13 protein-coding genes are annotated in these 15,866 nt (G+C 69.3%); 10 read left to right on the top strand and 3 right to left on the bottom strand.

Annotated features, from left to right (window positions below):
• Positions 1 to 41 precede the first annotated feature (41 nt).
• Complete coding sequence (sucD, locus tag ACP56T_RS07380; RefSeq protein WP_430911496.1) at positions 42 to 926, top strand: succinate--CoA ligase subunit alpha; 885 nt, start codon at positions 42 to 44, stop codon at positions 924 to 926.
• A gap of 167 nt (positions 927 to 1,093) precedes the next feature.
• On the top strand, positions 1,094 to 1,402 hold the full coding sequence (locus tag ACP56T_RS07375) for a hypothetical protein (protein WP_430911475.1): 309 nt from the start codon (positions 1,094 to 1,096) through the stop codon (positions 1,400 to 1,402).
• A 98-nt stretch (positions 1,403 to 1,500) separates the two neighbouring features.
• On the opposite strand, the gene oxlT is transcribed toward ACP56T_RS07375, so the two are convergent.
• Positions 1,501 to 2,787 (bottom strand): oxalate/formate MFS antiporter, encoded by a 1,287-nt coding sequence (gene oxlT / locus ACP56T_RS07370; protein WP_430911474.1) that lies wholly within the window; start codon positions 2,785 to 2,787, stop codon positions 1,501 to 1,503.
• Positions 2,788 to 3,393: 606 nt separating this feature from the next.
• On the opposite strand from oxlT, the gene ACP56T_RS07365 reads away from it, so the two are divergent.
• The 8 genes from ACP56T_RS07365 (at position 3,394) to ACP56T_RS07330 (ending at position 13,018) form a co-directional block, all read left to right on the top strand.
• On the top strand, positions 3,394 to 4,086 hold the full coding sequence (locus ACP56T_RS07365) for a GntR family transcriptional regulator (RefSeq protein WP_430911473.1): 693 nt from the start codon (positions 3,394 to 3,396) through the stop codon (positions 4,084 to 4,086).
• Positions 4,087 to 4,308: 222 nt separating this feature from the next.
• Entirely contained in the window at positions 4,309 to 4,458 is a 150-nt protein-coding gene (locus ACP56T_RS07360; RefSeq protein WP_430911472.1) for a hypothetical protein, read from the top strand.
• A 188-nt stretch (positions 4,459 to 4,646) separates the two neighbouring features.
• Complete coding sequence (locus ACP56T_RS07355) at positions 4,647 to 5,720, top strand: HD-GYP domain-containing protein (protein ID WP_430911471.1); 1,074 nt, start codon at positions 4,647 to 4,649, stop codon at positions 5,718 to 5,720.
• A gap of 245 nt (positions 5,721 to 5,965) precedes the next feature.
• Positions 5,966 to 7,735: a type I secretion system permease/ATPase gene (locus ACP56T_RS07350; protein ID WP_430911470.1), complete on the top strand. Its 1,770-nt coding sequence runs from the start codon at positions 5,966 to 5,968 to the stop codon at positions 7,733 to 7,735.
• Positions 7,732 to 9,534 carry a type I secretion system permease/ATPase gene (locus tag ACP56T_RS07345; RefSeq protein WP_430911469.1) on the top strand — a complete coding sequence of 601 codons (1,803 nt, stop codon included), beginning with the start codon at positions 7,732 to 7,734 and terminating at the stop codon, positions 9,532 to 9,534. Before ACP56T_RS07350 ends, ACP56T_RS07345 begins: the two co-directional genes overlap by 4 nt.
• Positions 9,531 to 10,856, top strand: a complete 1,326-nt coding sequence (locus ACP56T_RS07340) for an HlyD family type I secretion periplasmic adaptor subunit (protein ID WP_430911468.1) — start codon at positions 9,531 to 9,533, stop codon at positions 10,854 to 10,856. Before ACP56T_RS07345 ends, ACP56T_RS07340 begins: the two co-directional genes overlap by 4 nt.
• A 22-nt stretch (positions 10,857 to 10,878) precedes the next feature.
• Positions 10,879 to 11,523, top strand: coding sequence for a hypothetical protein (locus ACP56T_RS07335; RefSeq protein ID WP_430911467.1), 645 nt, complete (start codon positions 10,879 to 10,881; stop codon positions 11,521 to 11,523).
• 94 nt (positions 11,524 to 11,617) lie between these two features.
• Entirely contained in the window at positions 11,618 to 13,018 is a 1,401-nt protein-coding gene (locus tag ACP56T_RS07330) for a mannose-1-phosphate guanylyltransferase/mannose-6-phosphate isomerase (protein WP_430911495.1), read from the top strand.
• A gap of 62 nt (positions 13,019 to 13,080) precedes the next feature.
• On the opposite strand, the gene tolB is transcribed toward ACP56T_RS07330, so the two are convergent.
• Complete coding sequence (gene tolB / locus ACP56T_RS07325) at positions 13,081 to 14,406, bottom strand: Tol-Pal system beta propeller repeat protein TolB (protein ID WP_430911466.1); 1,326 nt, start codon at positions 14,404 to 14,406, stop codon at positions 13,081 to 13,083.
• Between the two features lie 166 nt (positions 14,407 to 14,572).
• Positions 14,573 to 15,862, bottom strand: coding sequence for a cell envelope integrity protein TolA (gene tolA / locus ACP56T_RS07320; RefSeq protein WP_430911465.1), 1,290 nt, complete (start codon positions 15,860 to 15,862; stop codon positions 14,573 to 14,575).
• Positions 15,863 to 15,866: the final 4 nt, after the last annotated feature.

Here is a 15,866-nt window from a genome sequence, read left to right as displayed (position 1 = left end):
GGTCGCGCCAGCGCCCGCCGCCCCGCACGCATAGGCCCGCCATGTCCATCCTGATCGACGCATCGACCAAGGTCATCTGCCAGGGCTTCACGGGGAAGAACGGCACCTTCCATTCCGAGCAGGCGCTGGCCTACGGAACGCGGATGGTGGGGGGCACCTCGCCGGGCAAGGGCGGCGCGAAGCACCTGAACCTGCCGGTGTTCGACACCGTGGCCGAGGCGAAGGAGGCCACGGGCGCCACCGCGAGCGTGGTCTACGTGCCGCCGCCGGGGGCGGCGGATGCGATCCTGGAGGCGGTGGCCGCCGAGATGCCGCTGATCGTGTGCATCACGGAAGGGATCCCGGTGCTCGACATGGTGCGGGTGAAGCGCGCTCTGACCGGCTCGAAGTCGCGGCTCGTCGGGCCGAACTGCCCCGGCATCGTCACGGCGGGGGAATGCAAGATCGGGATCATGCCGGCCAACATCTTCCGTCCGGGCAAGGTCGGGATCGTGTCGCGCTCCGGCACGCTGACCTACGAGGCGGTGTTCCAGACCACGAATGCCGGGCTCGGCCAGACCACGGCGGTGGGCATCGGCGGCGACCCGGTGAAGGGCACCGAGTTCATCGACATGCTGGAGCTGTTCCTGGCCGACGACAAGACCGACGCCATCGTGATGATCGGCGAGATCGGCGGCTCGGCGGAGGAAGAGGCGGCGCAGTTCCTGGCCGACGAGGCCAAGCGCGGGCGGAAGAAGCCGATGGTGGGCTTCATCGCCGGCCGCACGGCCCCTCCGGGCCGCCGCATGGGGCACGCCGGCGCCATCATCTCCGGCGGCAAGGGCGGCGCCGAGGACAAGATCGAGGCCATGCAGCGCGCAGGCATCACCGTCTCCCCCTCCCCCGCAAGGCTCGGCTCAACCCTCCTCGACGTCATGAAGGGCTGAACAACGCGCCACGACGCGGATACCGGGACGCTGACAGTCCCGCCGGAGCGATCCGGCGGGATTTTTCATGTCCGGCGGGGGTTTTCGTGCCCCACCACACCGACGCCGGGATGCCCCGCGCCCATTCTCCTCATCGGCACCACGACGATCGTGGAGAGGAGGGCGCCATGTCCGGTTCCGTGAAGCAGAAATCCGTTATCCCGATGTCCGTTCTCGCCGTCGCGGCGATCCTTTGCGGGTCGGCGGCCCAGGCGGCGCCCCCCGCCTTCTGCAAGAACTACGCGAACCGCGCCGTCTGGCAGTACAAGGTCATGCGCTCGACGCCGAGCTGCCAGCAGCCGCCGAGCAACTTCTGGCACGCCGACCGCACCCTGCATTTCGAATGGTGCCTCACGGCCCACCCGCATGCGGTCAACTACCAGTCCCACGAGCGCGACTCGCAGCTCTCCGCCTGCAACCCCAGCTACGGCGACTGACGGCGGCGCTTGGCGCATGGCCCGACATGCAGAAGGCCCGGCTCGCTCGCGCAAGCCGGGCCTTCCTTTTTATCGCAGCGCCTCGCGGCGCGGCGGTCTCAGTGCGCCGGAGCGGTGGACAGGCCCGTGGCCGGCTTGGTGTAGGCCTGGCGCATGGGCTTGAGGACGAACACCGCCATCAGGGCCGCGATGATGTTCAGGGCCGCCGCCGCCAGGAACACCGCGTGCCAGCTTCCCGTCATGGTGGTGAGGATGCTGGAGAAGGGCACGATCAGCGCGGCCGTCCCCTTGGCCGTGTAGAGCAGGCCGGCGTTGGTGGCGGCGTACTTGGAGCCGAAGGTGTCGCCGCAGGTGGCGGGGAACAGCGAGTAGATCTCGCCCCAGGCGAAGAACACCAGGCCCGTGAGGATCACGAACATGAACGGATCCTGCCCGAAGACGCTGAGCAGGTAGATGCCGACGCCCTCGATGCCGAAGGACAGGAACATGGTGTTCTCGCGGCCGATATGGTCGGAGACCCAGCCGAAGAACGGCCGCGTCACGCCGTTGAGCACGCGGTCGATGGTGGCGGCGAAGGTGAGCGCCGGGAGCGTGATGCCGAGCAGGCTGACGGGGGTGTCGATGATGTGGAAGTCCTTGGCGATGGGGCCGAGCTGGGCCGTCGCCATCAGGCCGCCGGCGGCCATCATCACGAACATGGCGTACATCACCCAGAAGATCGGCGCGCGCACCATCTCGCCGGGGGTGAAGTCGCGCTTGCTCTGGCTGACCTTGGCCACCGTCGGCACCTCGCCCTTCTTCGGGGCGACGAGGAACAGCGCCAGCAGCATCACGATCGCGCCCTGGCCGATGCCGAAGTAGAAGAACGCCGACTCGTAGCCGTAGTTCTTGATCATCGCCTGGATCGGCACGACGGTCAGCGCCGAACCGGCACCGAAGCCCATGGCGGTGAGGCCCGCGGCGAGACCGCGGCGATCGGGGAACCACTTCAGCGAGTTGCCGACGCAGGTGCCGTACACCGCTCCGGCGCCCGTGCCGCCGATGGCGGCGGCGACGTAGAGCATGGTGAGCGAGTCGGCATAGGAGTTCAGCACCCAGCCGATGGCGCAGAGCAGGCCGCCGACGAGCGCCACGATGCGCGGGCCGTACTTGTCGACGAACCAGCCCTCGACCGGGACGAGCCAGGTCTCGGTGACGACGAACATGGTGAAGGCGACCTGGATCGCGGCCCGGTCCCAGCCGTGACGCTCCTGGATCGGGTTCACGAAGAACGTCCAGCCGTACTGCATGTTGGCGATCATGCACATGCAGACGATGCCGAAGACGAGCTGCAGCCAGCGGTTCGTGGGGGCCCCCTCGCGGGCCGGTACCCCGGTCTGTGACATTGGCGTTTCTCCTGGTTTCGTTCTTATCGAAATTTCTTACGCGCAGACGCGCCAGCCCGCCACGGACGTGCCGGGGTTCCCCAAACACCGCCGCCGAGGCTTCGACACAAAAAGCGCCCGGTCGACGGTATACCAGAATTATGTTGCGCTGTATTTCGTGTCGCTGTCAATCGGCTGGCGCGGACGCCCACCCATATTCGTCACGCGTCCGTGAGGAGCCCGCGCATCGGCGAAGACCTGCCCCTCGCGCACGAGTACTCTCGCCATGCGAGGATCATCGCGAGGTAGACTGTCGAGACCGCTACATGTTGCGCCGCACCACTGCGGGGTGCGCATGAGCCGGATCGCCTCCGACCGCTCCACCCGGCGCCGGCGGGAACCCTTCAGGTTGCGCCGGAGACGAGTTGACAAGCGGTATCTTGCATACCACCGTCCGAAAGATTGTCGAGGAGCGTGTCCGCGACGCCCGCCGCGCCGTGCCGCGCGGGGAGAGAGGCGCCCGGCGCGCGTCTCGACGGCGTGCGCGGCGCGGGATATTCCGCAATTCAGAACAGGACGGCCACGAAGCCGTCCCGACCCATGGGCGGCGAGGTTCGAGTGATCGGCATGATGAAGAGCGACCCATTCAGCATCAAGCCGATCGTCGCGAATTCCAGTCTTCGCACGCTCGCCTACGAGGCGCTGAAATCCGCCATCACCAACATGGACATCTACGGCCGCCCGGACGAGGTGCGCCTCGACGAGCGCAAGCTCTCGCAGGATCTGGGCGTCAGCCGCACGCCCGTGCGCGAGGCGCTCACCGTGCTGGAGCAGGAGGGCTTCGTCCGCTCGGAGGCGCGGCGCGGGGTGTTCGTCATCAAGAAGACCAAGCAGGAGATCGTGGGCATGATCCACGCCTGGGCGGCGCTGGAGGCCATGGCGGCGCGGCTCGCCTGCGAGCGCGCCACGGACGCGCAGCTCGGCTCCCTGCGCAAGACCTTCCCCGAGTTCTACGAGGGCAAGCCCGCCGAGCATATCGACGAGTACTCGGACGCCAATATCCGCTTCCACCAGACGATCATCGCGCTGGGGCAGTGCGAGGTCATCAAGGACCTGTCGAGCAACCTGCTCATGCATGTGCGCGGCATCCGCAACACGGCGCTGCGCCAGGGCGACCGGGCCGAGAAGTCGATCCGCGAGCATGTCGAGATCATCGAGGCGCTCGAGGCCCGCAAGGCCGACGTGGCCGAACGCCTGGTGCGCGATCACGGCCTCGGCCTCGCCGCGCATGTGAACCGCTACGGCGACTACCTGGAGTAGGCCCGGCGCGGGCGCGTGCGCCGGCGCAGACGACGGCGCCCTCCCTTCCGTCCGACATGACTCGAAGCCGTGCGCCCGCCCTGGCCGCACGGCTTTCGCCGTTCCGGGGCCGATCCATGCGCCGGGCTCATGCTTGGCATGTGGTGTCTGGCATACCAAATGGCAGCACATCATGCGATCTATTGCATCGCAACATGCTCATGGGAGCCAGCGATGTCCGTGATGTCCCTTCTGCCCCTCCTCGTCGCCTTCGTCGGCATGCAGGCCCTTCTCGTGGTCAAGGTCGCCGACCGGATCACCGACGGCGCCAGCCCCTCCGATTCGCGTGGCCACTACCAGACCGCCGGCGGCCGCTACTTCGGCGTCGCCTGAGCGGATCCCGCCTGCCCGCCTTTCGAGCAGGCAGGACAAGAGACATGCGCCGGCCGCGGCCTTCGGGCCACGGCGAGGCGCCTCGCGCGCCGGTTGTGCCGCGAACTCGCGAATCAGGGTGTACGACGCGGTGATCCCGGTGCATCAATCGGGGCGACCGCTTCCCGTCGCGTAGAGTTCGTAAGTGGATGACGCAGGACGCCTTCGTTCTCCTCGTCACCGATAGCGTCGACCGCACGCGGCTTCTGGCGCGTGGCATCGAGCGCGTGCTGCCCTGCCGCTACGCCACGCCGGACGACCGTTTCCCGTCCGACCGGCCTCTGCTCGTCGTGGTGGACGTCGACACCGAGCGCCCCGAGAACGCCGCCTGCGCGGAGGCCCTGATCCGCCGCGCGCGGACCGGCGGCATCGCCTGCCTGCACCTCTCGCGCGACGCCAAGATGTCGGCCTCCCGCGCCGATGCCCCCCTCCTGCGGGTCATGGCCGCCGGCGCCGCGCGCGCCACGGTCTTCGCCGCCATGCTGGAGATGATCGATCTCGGCACGCGGGCCTGGGTGGCGCGCAAGCGCCGCCTCGAGGCGCGCGCGAGCAAGGCGACCGGCATCGTCACCCGGCTCTTCGACACGGCCGGAGCCGGACGCCCCCTGTCTTCGGACGAGGCCGACAGCGGCACCGACGCCGTGATGGAGGCGGTGTCGGATGTGGGCATCCGCTCCTGGCTCGACATCGTCTGGAAGCACGACGCGCTGGTCTACCAGCACACCTTGAGCGTGGCCGGCTTCGCCGCCGCCTTCGGCGCGCAGATCGGCCTGTCCGGCGCCGATCGCCACCGCCTCGCCAAGGCCGCCCTCCTCCACGACATCGGCAAGTCGCGCATCCCCGTCGAGATCCTGAACAAGCCCGGCCCCCTCGAAGGGGAGGAGGCGCGCATCATGCGCACCCATGCCGCGCTCGGGGCCGACCTCCTGCTGGCGCAGGGCGGCTTCGATCCGGCGGTGATCGACGTGGTGCGCCATCATCACGAGAAGCTCGACGGCAGCGGCTACCCGGACGGGCTCGCCGGCGACGCCATCGCCGATCTCGTGCGCATCGTGACCCTGTGCGACATCTTCTCGGCGCTGACCGAGCGGCGCCCCTACCGTCCCCCCATGAGCGCGACGCAGGCCGTCTCGATCATGACCGGCATGCGCGGCCAGCTCGACCGCTCCCTGATGCACGGCTTCGCGCCGGTGATCGCCGCCACGCAGACGGAATGGGCCTGACGGGCGCGAGTGTTCGCGGGCGCCCCCAAATATAGGAGCCGTCATCGCGCGAATCGCCGCCGGGGCGCGACTGAAAAGACCCCGACCCGGACCAATAGACGCAGGGCTTTACCTTAATTTTGCCGACCTTCTCGCCGCAGTGCGGCATGGTGGGCCGCTGCTGAAATCGGTGCTATGCTGCACTGCCTTCCATGCCGTGGAAGAGGTCGGCGGAGCTGACTGGCGGCGACGACCGGAGACCGGGCTTGCTGAAGACGAGAGCGAATCAGGCCGCCGGGAGCGAGGTGCCCACCCCGCTCGACGAGGCCATGCGCAGGATCAGGCCCGCCTTCCTGCATCTGTGCCTGTTCAGCGCCCTGATCAACCTGCTCGGCTTCTCGACGATCGTCTTCGGCATGCAGGCGATCGACCGCGTGATGACGACCCGCAGCGTCGAGACCCTCTACGCGCTGACGGGCCTGTTCATCGTGGCCGCCGGGCTCGGCGCGGTCCTGCGCAGCCTGCGCTCGTCGATCCTGCGGCGCCTCGGCATCACCTTCAACGACGTGGTCGCCGAGAAGATCTACGACGCGAGCTACTACACCTCGCTCCAGACCGGGCGCCTCGACAGCATCCGCATGTTCCACGACTTCGAGACCGTGCGGGACTTCTCGACCGGACCGTCCCTCGCGTCGCTGCTCGATTTTCCCTGGATGCCGCTCTACATCGTCGCGGCGTTCCTGATCCATTTCTGGGTCGGCGTGATCCTGGTGATCGCCGTCCTCGTCGTGTGCCTGCTGCTCCTCATCGGCGACATCTCCAACCGCACCAACAGCCGGCAGGACGCCGAGTTCAACGCGCGCAGCGACCGGGTGCGCGACACCGCCTTCAAGGAGGCGGAGACCATCCATGCGATGGCGATGCTGAAGGGGTTTCGCGCGCGCTGGCTGGAGACCTACAAGGTCGGCCAGGCGTGGCGCCTGGCGGTCAACCATCATGCCGAGTCCGTCGGCAGCGTCCTCAAGCTCCTGCGCAGCCTGCTGTCCTTCGGCATGGTGCTGGTGAGCGCGCTGCTGGTCATGCAGGGCGAGGCGAGCGCGGGCTCTATGATGGCCACCATGATGATCGCCGGGGCCTGCCTCGGTATCGGACAGGCGGCGATCGGGCGCTGGCCGGTCTTCCTCCGGGCACGGCAGGCCTATGGGCGCATCCAGCGTACCTTGCAGTCGCTGGAGGCCGACGCGAACCGTCTCACCCTGCCGAAGCCCGCCGGCCATCTCGATGTCAGGAACCTGGCGATGGCGGCCCCCGGCGCCAATCGCTTCATCATCTCGCAGGTGAGCTTCGCGTTGCCTGCGGGGTCGGCGATGGGGGTGATCGGGCCGAGCGGGGCCGGCAAGTCCACCCTGGTCCGGGCGCTCGTCGGAATCTGGCCTCCCACCCACGGAACCGTCCGCCTCGACGGCGCCGAGATGCACCACTGGGACGCCGACCTCCTCGGCCTCCATCTCGGATATCTCCCCCAGAACGTCGAGCTGCTGTCCGGCACCATCGCCGAGAACATCGCCCGCTTCGGACAGGTCGACGACGACGCCGTGCTCGAGGCCGCAAAGCTCGCCGGCGTCCACGACGTCATCCAGGGACTGCCCCAGGGCTACAACACCCAGGTCGGAGAGGGCGGGAACGCGCTGTCCGGCGGACAGAGGCAGCGCGTCGGCCTCGCCCGCGCCCTCTACGGAAACCCCGCGCTCATCGTCCTCGACGAGCCCAACTCGAACCTCGACGCCATCGGAGAGACAGCCCTCGCCGAGGCCCTCAGGGCCATGAAGGAGCGCGGCACCACCTGCATCCTCATCACCCACAAGGCCAACATCCTCAAGATGGTCGATTTCGTCCTCGTCCTGAAGGACGGAACCATGTCCGCCTTCGGACCCCGAGACACCGTCCTCGCCCCGGCCGGAATCCCCTCCATCCCGCCCCCACCCGCAAACCCACAGATCCAGCCACGACGCACCGACACAGGAGACGCCGCATGACGGCGCTCGCTCGGATCGAGACGGCCAAGGCCCTGGTGCGCGTGGCCAGGCGCGACGCGGCGCGGCGCACGCCCCTCGTGGAGGCGCTGGCGCGGGAGCGGATGGCCTATCTGCACGCGGCCATCATCAGCATGTTCATCGGCGCCACGGTGGTCGCCGGCAGCATCTTCTTCGAGCAGGTCAACGACCGCGTCCTGCCGCACAAGAGCTACACGACCCTCTGGATCCTGTTCGCGGTGCTGGTAGTGCTGCTCGTCATCGGCGCCTACCTGAACAAGCAGCGCGACCATATCCTGGAGCGGGTCTCGATCCGGGTCGACGCCGCCCTGCGCCCGGCGCTGTTCGAGGCCTATATCCGCTCCCGCTTCGACACCCAGGTCGAGAACGCGGCCACCGGCCTCGACGACCTCGACCGGCTGCGCGTCTTCCTCGCCGGGCGCGGCCTCTCGGCGCTCTACGACATGATCCCGGTGCCGGCCTACCTCGCCGTGTGCTTCGCCATGCATCTCTGGCTCGGCGTCTTCGTCACCGGCGCCCTGGTGACGGTGATGCTGCTCGCCATCGTCACCGTCGGCCTGCGCACCCGCCACGAGAACGCCCAGCGCGCCCTGACGAAATCGAAGGGCGACATGCTGCTCTCGACCTTCCTCAACATCGAGGCGATCCAGGCGCTCGGCATGCGCCAGACCTTCCGCGAACGCTGGGTCAGCCATCATCGCCGCAACCTCGTCACCGGCGCGGCGTCCGAAGACCGGCTGATGCCCTTCGACACCCTGCTCAACTTCATGATCACGGCCACCGGCGGCCTGACCATCGCGGTGGGCGCCTATTTCGGGCTTCTCGGCGAGATCTCCCCCGGCAACGTGATCGGCTGCATGCTGCTCTCGGCCAAGCTCGTGCAGCCCATCGGCCTGCTCACGGCGGAATGGGGCTTCTTCCTGCGCGCGATGCATTCCTACGAGAACCTGCAGGAGCTCTTCCGCTCGGCGGAGCGCCACAGAAGGCCGACCCGTGCCGACCTGCCGCGTCCGACGGGTCTCCTGGAGGTCGACGACCTCGCCATGGCCGCCCCCCGGACGAACCGCTTCATCATCTCGCAGGTGAGCTTCGCGTTGCCTGCGGGATCGGCGATGGGGGTGATCGGGCCGAGCGGGGCGGGCAAGTCCACCCTGGTCCGCGCGCTCGTCGGAATCTGGCCTCCCACCCACGGAACCGTCCGCCTCGACGGCGCCGAGATGCACCACTGGGACGCGGACCTCCTCGGACTCCATCTCGGATATCTCCCCCAGAACGTCGAGCTGCTGTCGGGCACCATCGCCGAGAACATCGCCCGCTTCGGGGAGGTCGACGACGACGCCGTGCTCGAGGCCGCAAAGCTCGCCGGCGTCCACGACGTCATCCAGGGACTGCCCCAGGGCTACAACACCCAGGTCGGAGAGGGCGGGAACGCGTTGTCCGGCGGACAGAGGCAGCGCGTCGGCCTCGCCCGCGCCCTCTACGGAAACCCCGCGCTCATCGTCCTCGACGAGCCCAACTCGAACCTCGACGCCATCGGAGAGACCGCGCTGGCCGAGGCCCTCAGGGCCATGAAGGAGCGTGGCACCACCTGCATCCTCATCACCCACAAGGCCAACATCCTCAAGATGGTCGATTTCGTCCTCGTCCTGAAGGACGGAACCATGTCCGCCTTCGGACCCCGCGATACCGTCCTCGCCCCGGCCGGAATCCCCTCCATCCCGCCCCCACCCGCAAACCCCCAGATCCAGCCACGACGCACCGACACAGGAGACGCCGCATGACGACCACCGCGATCGCGCTCCGCCCGCCCGAGGTGAAGGACGATTGGCGCAAGCCCGTCCTCGCCGCCTATCTCGTGATCCTGGCCTCCTTCGGGGGCGCCGCCGGCTGGGCCTCGGTGGCCAAGGTCGCCAGCGCCGCGATCTCGCCGGGCGTGGTGATGGCGCAGTCGAACAAGAAGAGCGTCCAGCACCTCGAAGGCGGCATCGTGCGCGAGATCCTGGTGCGCAACGGCGACCAGGTGGTGGAAGGCCAGCTCCTGATGCGCCTCGACGACACCCAGGCGCGCGCCTCCCTCGACACCGTGCGCAACCAGCGGGCCGTCGCCCTGATCCAGGAGGCGCGGCTGCTTTCCGAGCGCGACGGCAAGGACAGGATCGAGCTGCCCGACAGCCTCAAGGACCGCGCCGACGATCCCGTGGTGAAGCGCGCGCTGGCCGACCAGACCGCCAGCCAGCGCGAGCGCGCCTCATATCTGCGCTCGCAGACCGACACGCTGAACGCCCGGATGGCGCAGTCCGAGCAGGAGGTGAAGGCGCTCAAGAACGACGCGAACGCGGCGCGCGACCAGATCGCCACCATCGACCAGGAGCTGCCCGGCCTGAAGGGGCTGCTCGCCAAGCAGCTCGTCGCCGTCACCCGCGTCACCACCCTGGAGCGCGAGAAGGCGCGCCTCCAGGGCCTCTACGACCGGGCCGTCTCCGACGCCGCCAAGGCCGAGGGCGCCATCGCCGAGACCAAGTTCCAGATCGTGCAGGTGCGCCAGCAGTTCCTCCAGCAGGTCGGCACCGACCTGATCGACACCCGCAAGAACCTCTCCGACCTCCAGGAGAAGGAGAACGTCGCCCGCGACGTGCTCGCCCGCGGCGCCGTCGTCGCGCCCAAGACCGGCATCGTGCAGGCGCTGAAGGTCTTCACCCTCGGCGCCGTCATCAAGCCGGGCGACACCATCCTCGACATCGCCCCCACCGGCGACGAGCTCACGGTGGGCATCCAGATCCCGCCCGCCGAGATCGACGCCGTGGCCGAGGGGCTGAAGGCCGAGATCCGCTTCCCGACCTTCCACTCCCGGCGGGTGCCGAAGATGTTCGGCAAGGTCCGCTCGGTCTCCTACGACCGCACGCAGGACCCCAACGACCAGCGGACCTACTATTTCCAGGGCGAGGTAGTGGTCGACAAGGACACCATCCCCGACGAGATCCGCGACAGCCTCAAGCCCGGCATGACGGCGGACGTGATCATCACCACCGGCGAGCAGACGCCGCTCGACTATTTCCTCGGCCCGCTCTTCGACCGCGTCAGCCGCGGCCTGCGCGAGAAATAGGCACGGGCGGGAAGGGGGCACGATGCTCGACGGGGACATCCACGTCTCGGGCTCGGAGGGCCTGATCACCGGCTGGCTGCGCGCGGCCGAGAGCGACGGCCCGCGCATCGCGCTGATCGTGCCCGAGGGGCGGGCGCCGATCCGGGTGATCGCCGACGCCTTCCGGCCGGACCTGTTCGAGAACGGCGAGGGCCACGGCCATTACGGCTTCCTCGCCCGCTTCCGGGCGCGCGACCTGCGCGGCACCCGCCGCATCCTGCTCGTGGACGAGGAGACCGGCGGAATCGTCTCGGAGACCGATCCCGGCCCCCTCGACGAGGGCGGCGGCGAGGCCGCGCTGAACGTCGAGCAGCTCATCGCCAAGCCCGCGCACTGGACCACGCGCCAGCTCTCGGCGCATGCGGGCAATCTCTGCGTCGAGGAGACGCTGGCGGCCCTCGGGCCGCGCACCTTCGTCGACCGGGTGGCCCGCTACGTCTTCGGCACGGAGCCCGACCGGGGCAGCCTCGCGGGGCTCGTCACCGCCATCGAGGCGCGCCGGCTCACCGGAACCCAGGCGTTCCGGGCCATGATCGAGACGGCGGAGAGCCTGCACGGGGGCCCGAGGGAGCTGCCCGGCGTGCACGAGGGCCTGTATCCGTTCTTCAAGGAAACCGGTCCAGGGTAACATTAATTCGAATCGGCACTCATCCTGCACGGGCGGATGACTGTATAACGCGCGGCGCCTCGACAGAGCGGAGCTTTACGACGTGATTACGCCCATCATCCTGTGCGGTGGCTCCGGGACGCGGCTGTGGCCCTCCTCGCGCGAGAGCATGCCCAAGCAGTTCACGCGCCTCGTGAGCGAGCAGGCCTCGACCTTCCAGGAGACGGCCCGGCGCGTCACCGACGGCGCCACCTTCGCCAAGCCCGCCGTCCTCACCCATAGCGACGCCCGCTTCATCGTCGCCGAGCAGCTCTCCGAGGCCGGCGTCAAGGCCGACATCCTGCTGGAGCCCGAGCGGCGCGATTCGGCCGCCGCCGTGGCGGTCGCCGCCGTCCATGCCGCCAAGCACGACCCGCAAGGGGTGGTGATGATCCTCGCCGCCGACCACGTCATCGGCGACACCAAGGCCTTCGTCGCCGCCGCGCGCGCCGCCGCCATCGGCGCCAAGGCCGGCTACATCATGACGCTCGGCATCGAGCCGAGCGCGCCCTCCACCGCCTACGGCTATATCCGGCGCGGCAGCACCCTCGGCGAGGCGCCCGGCGCCTACACCGTGGAGCGCTTCGTCGAGAAGCCGGACCAGGGCGGCGCCGAGCGCCTGATCGCCGAGGGCGCCCTGTGGAACTCCGGCTACTTCCTGTTCCGCGCCGACGTGATGATCGCGGAGCTCGAGGCGCATGCCCCCGACGTTCTGCGCGCGGCGAAGGCCGCCTACGAGGAGGCCCAGCGCGACCTCGATTTCGTGCGCCTCGACGCGGCCGCCTTCGGCCTCGCGCCGAAGACCTCCATCGACTACGCGGTGATGGAGCGCACCGCCCATGCCGGCGTGCTGCCGGTGTCCTTCTCGTGGTCGGATGTCGGCACCTGGGACGCGGTCTGGCAGGTGCTGCCGCGCGACGGCTCGGGCAATGCGCTCCGCGGCCGGGTCGAGGTGCTCGATACCGAGAACAGCCTCGTCCACAGCGAGGGCGAACAGGTGACCACCGTGGTCGGGCTCTCCGACGTCGTCGTGGTGACGACGCCGGACGCCGTGCTGGTCACGTCGAAGGCCAATTCCGGCTCGGTCAAGGATCTGGTCTCGACGCTGCGCGCAAAGTCCTACCCGGAGGCCGACGCGCACCGGCGCATGTACCGGCCCTGGGGCTGGTATCAGCGCATCGACATCGGCGAGCGCTTCCAGGTGAAGCGCATCATGGTCACGCCCGCCGGCCGGCTCTCGTTGCAGAAGCACTTCCACCGGGCGGAGCACTGGGTGGTGGTGAAAGGCACGGCCGAGGTCACGATCAACGACCGCGTGGTGCTCGTGCACGAGAACGAGGCGGTCTACCTGCCGATCGGCTCGATGCACCGCCTCACCAACCCCGGCAAGATCCCGCTGGAGCTGATCGAGGTGCAGGTCGGCTCCTACACCGGCGAGGACGACATCATCCGCGTCGAGGACATCTACGGCCGCTGATCGCGCGCTCCCCGAATCGGGAAAGGGCCGGATCGCTCCGGCCCTTTTTTCATGCGCGATCGCTACTTGCCCGAGAGCAGCGGCGACCAGGTCGGGTCGGAGGCGTAGGAGGGCGTCGGCACCGGCTGTTCCACGCGGCCGGTGATGTCGACCATGTAGAGCTTGCCGCCGCCCTGGCCGCCGGGATCGCGGAAGAAGGTCACGTACTGGCCGTTCGGCGAGAAGGTCGGCCCCTCGTTGTGGAAGCCCTCCGTCAGCACGCGCTCGCCCGAGCCGTCGGGCTTCATCACGCAGATGGCGAAGCCCCCCTTGCGCTGGCGGGTGAAGGCGATGAGGTCGCCGCGCGGCGACCAGGCCGGCTGCGAGGCCGAGCCCTCGCCGAAGGAGATGCGGTGCGGGTTCGCGCCGTTCGCGCCCATCACGTAGATCTGCTGCGAGCCGCCGCGATCCGACTCGAACACGATCTGCGCGCCGTCCGGCGAGTAGGTCGGCGAGGTGTCGATGGCCATGCCGTTGGTGATCGGGGTCTGCGCCTTCGAGGCGAGGTCCATGGCGACGATGTCGGCGTTGCCGCCCTGCTGGACGCTCATCACCAGCTTGCGCCCGTCCGGCGAGAAGCGGGGGCTGGCGCTCATCGAATCGACGTTGCCGAGGTTCTGCCGCGAGCCGGTCTCGAGGTTGATGACCTGCACGCGCGGCTGGTGGCCCGTGGCCTGGGCCATGAAGGCGATGTCCTGGGTCGCAGGCGAGTAGCGGGGCGCCACCACGGACAGCTCGCCGGTGGTCAGCGCGCGCACGTTGGCGCCGTCCTGGTCCATGACCATCAGGCGCTTGCGGCGGTTCTCCTTGGGGCCCGACTCGTCCACGAAGGCGATGCGGCTGTCGAACCAGGGCCCGAGGCCGGTGATCTTGGTATAGACCGAATCCGAGACCAGATGGCCGGTGCGCCGCGCGTTGGCCGGATCGGTGGCGTATTGCTGGCCCGTCATCTGCTGGCCCGAGGTGACGTCCCAGAGCCGGAACTCGACCTTGAGGCGGCCGCCGTCGCCGCGCGAGACGCGCCCCGTCACGAGCCCCTGCACGCCGGTGGCGCGCCACGCCTCGAAGTTCGGGGCGGCGTCGAAGGGCGGCGTTTCCGGGAAGCGCGACTTCTCCAGGGGCGTGAAGTAGCCGGAGCGGCGCAGGTTGTTCGTCACCACGCTCGACACGAGCCCGCCAAGGCTCGGATCTCCCGCGAAATCCGCCACCGCGATGGGCATCGGCTGGAAGGCGCCGCCGCCGATGCGCAGCTGGAGCTGGGCGGAGGCCGGCGTCGCCGCCGCGCAGGTGAGGGCGAGGGCGGTAAGCGCCGCCGCGAGGCCGCGCCGGGTGAGATGCATCGTCGTCATGATCGTTTCCGGAGAGGGAGAGGGGTCCGGGTGAGAGTTCCCTCCCCCCTTGCGGGGAGGGATCAAGGGTGGGGGTGGTGCCGAAAGGATCGCGCCATGTCCGGCACCACCCCCACCTCCAACTCCTTCCCGCAAGGGGGAGGAGGGCGCGTCACGCGCTTCGACGTCAGGTCGCCGAGAACTCGAACTCCGCGTTGATGGCCTTCCAGTCGTTGTAATAGGGCGCGTATTGCGCCGGAATCTTGTAGGGCGCGCAGCGGCGCACCGCCCTCAGCGCGGCCTGCGCGATGGACTGGTCCACGGCGCTGGCGCCGCCGCGCATGATGCGCGGCTCGGTCGAGAGCGATCCGTTCGGGTTCAGCCGGATGTCGAGCATCGGCAGCACCACCCCTTGCGCGGCGCCGGGGGGCGCCGAGTAGCAGCGCTCGATCTGCTGCTGGAGCATGCCGACGAGGGCGTCGCGCAAGCTGGGCGACAGCCGCTGCGAGGTGCCGGTGGCCGCGCCCAGCGCCGCCACCTTCTGGACCTCGTGCCCGGTTGCGCCCGTCGATTGCGAGGGCACCTTCGAGGCGAGCAGGGACTTGATGTCGCCCGCGTTGAACTTGTCGGCGAGCTCGGCCTGCTTGCGGGCCTTGGCCTCCGCGTCGGCCTTCGCCTTGGCATCGGCGACCGCCTTGGCCTTCGCCTTCGCGGCGGCCTCAGCCTTGGCCTTGGCGGCCGCTTCCGCCTTCTCGCGCTCCGCCTCCGCCTTCTCCTCGGCGATCTCCTTCTGGCGCTCGGCCTCCGCCGCCTTGGCCTTGGCGTCCGCTTCGGCCTTCGCCTTGGCGTCGGCCTTGGCTTTCGCCTCCGCCTTGGCCTTGGCCGCTTCCGCCTTGGCCTTCGCTTCGGCGGCCTCGGCCTCCGCTTCCTGGCGCTCGATCAGCTTGTCGAGCTGCTCGCGCTTCTCGGCCTCCGCCTTGGCGGCTTTCTCGGCGGCCGCCTTTTCCGCGGCCTTGGCGGCGGCCTTTTCAGCAGCGGCGGCCTTGGCGGCGGCTTCGGCCTTGGCAGCCTCGGCCTTCTCCTGGGCCTGCTTGGCGGCCTTGGCCTCCACGACGGGATCCGGCAGCTCGGAGCGCAGGGGGATCTCGTCGACGCTGGCGATCTTCATCTGCGCGGGCCGCGTGGGGGCGGCCGGCTTGTCGAGCTTGGCGTTCTCGGGCTCGCGGTCCTCGATGGTGTCGGCCTTGCGGTCGGCGCGCGGGGTCGCGTTCGGCATGGGCTTGTCGGCCTCGCGCACGCCCTTGGTCAGCTCGGAGAACTGCTGCTCGGTCATCACCTCGACGGGCACGCCCTCCTGCGCCTCCGGCAGGGCCGGCGCCGCGACCGTGAACAGCGCGAAGGCCAGCGCGCCGACATGCACGGCGGCCGAGATCCAGACGCCCGGTTCCCTGTGGTCGAAGCGGTCGAGCACGCGCATCGCC

It is taken from the genome of Methylobacterium endophyticum, from assembly GCF_050591105.1.
Taxonomy (GTDB): domain Bacteria; phylum Pseudomonadota; class Alphaproteobacteria; order Rhizobiales; family Beijerinckiaceae; genus Methylobacterium.
Note: the sequence above shows the minus strand (reverse complement) of the source record. Positions and strands in the feature narration are given on the sequence as shown.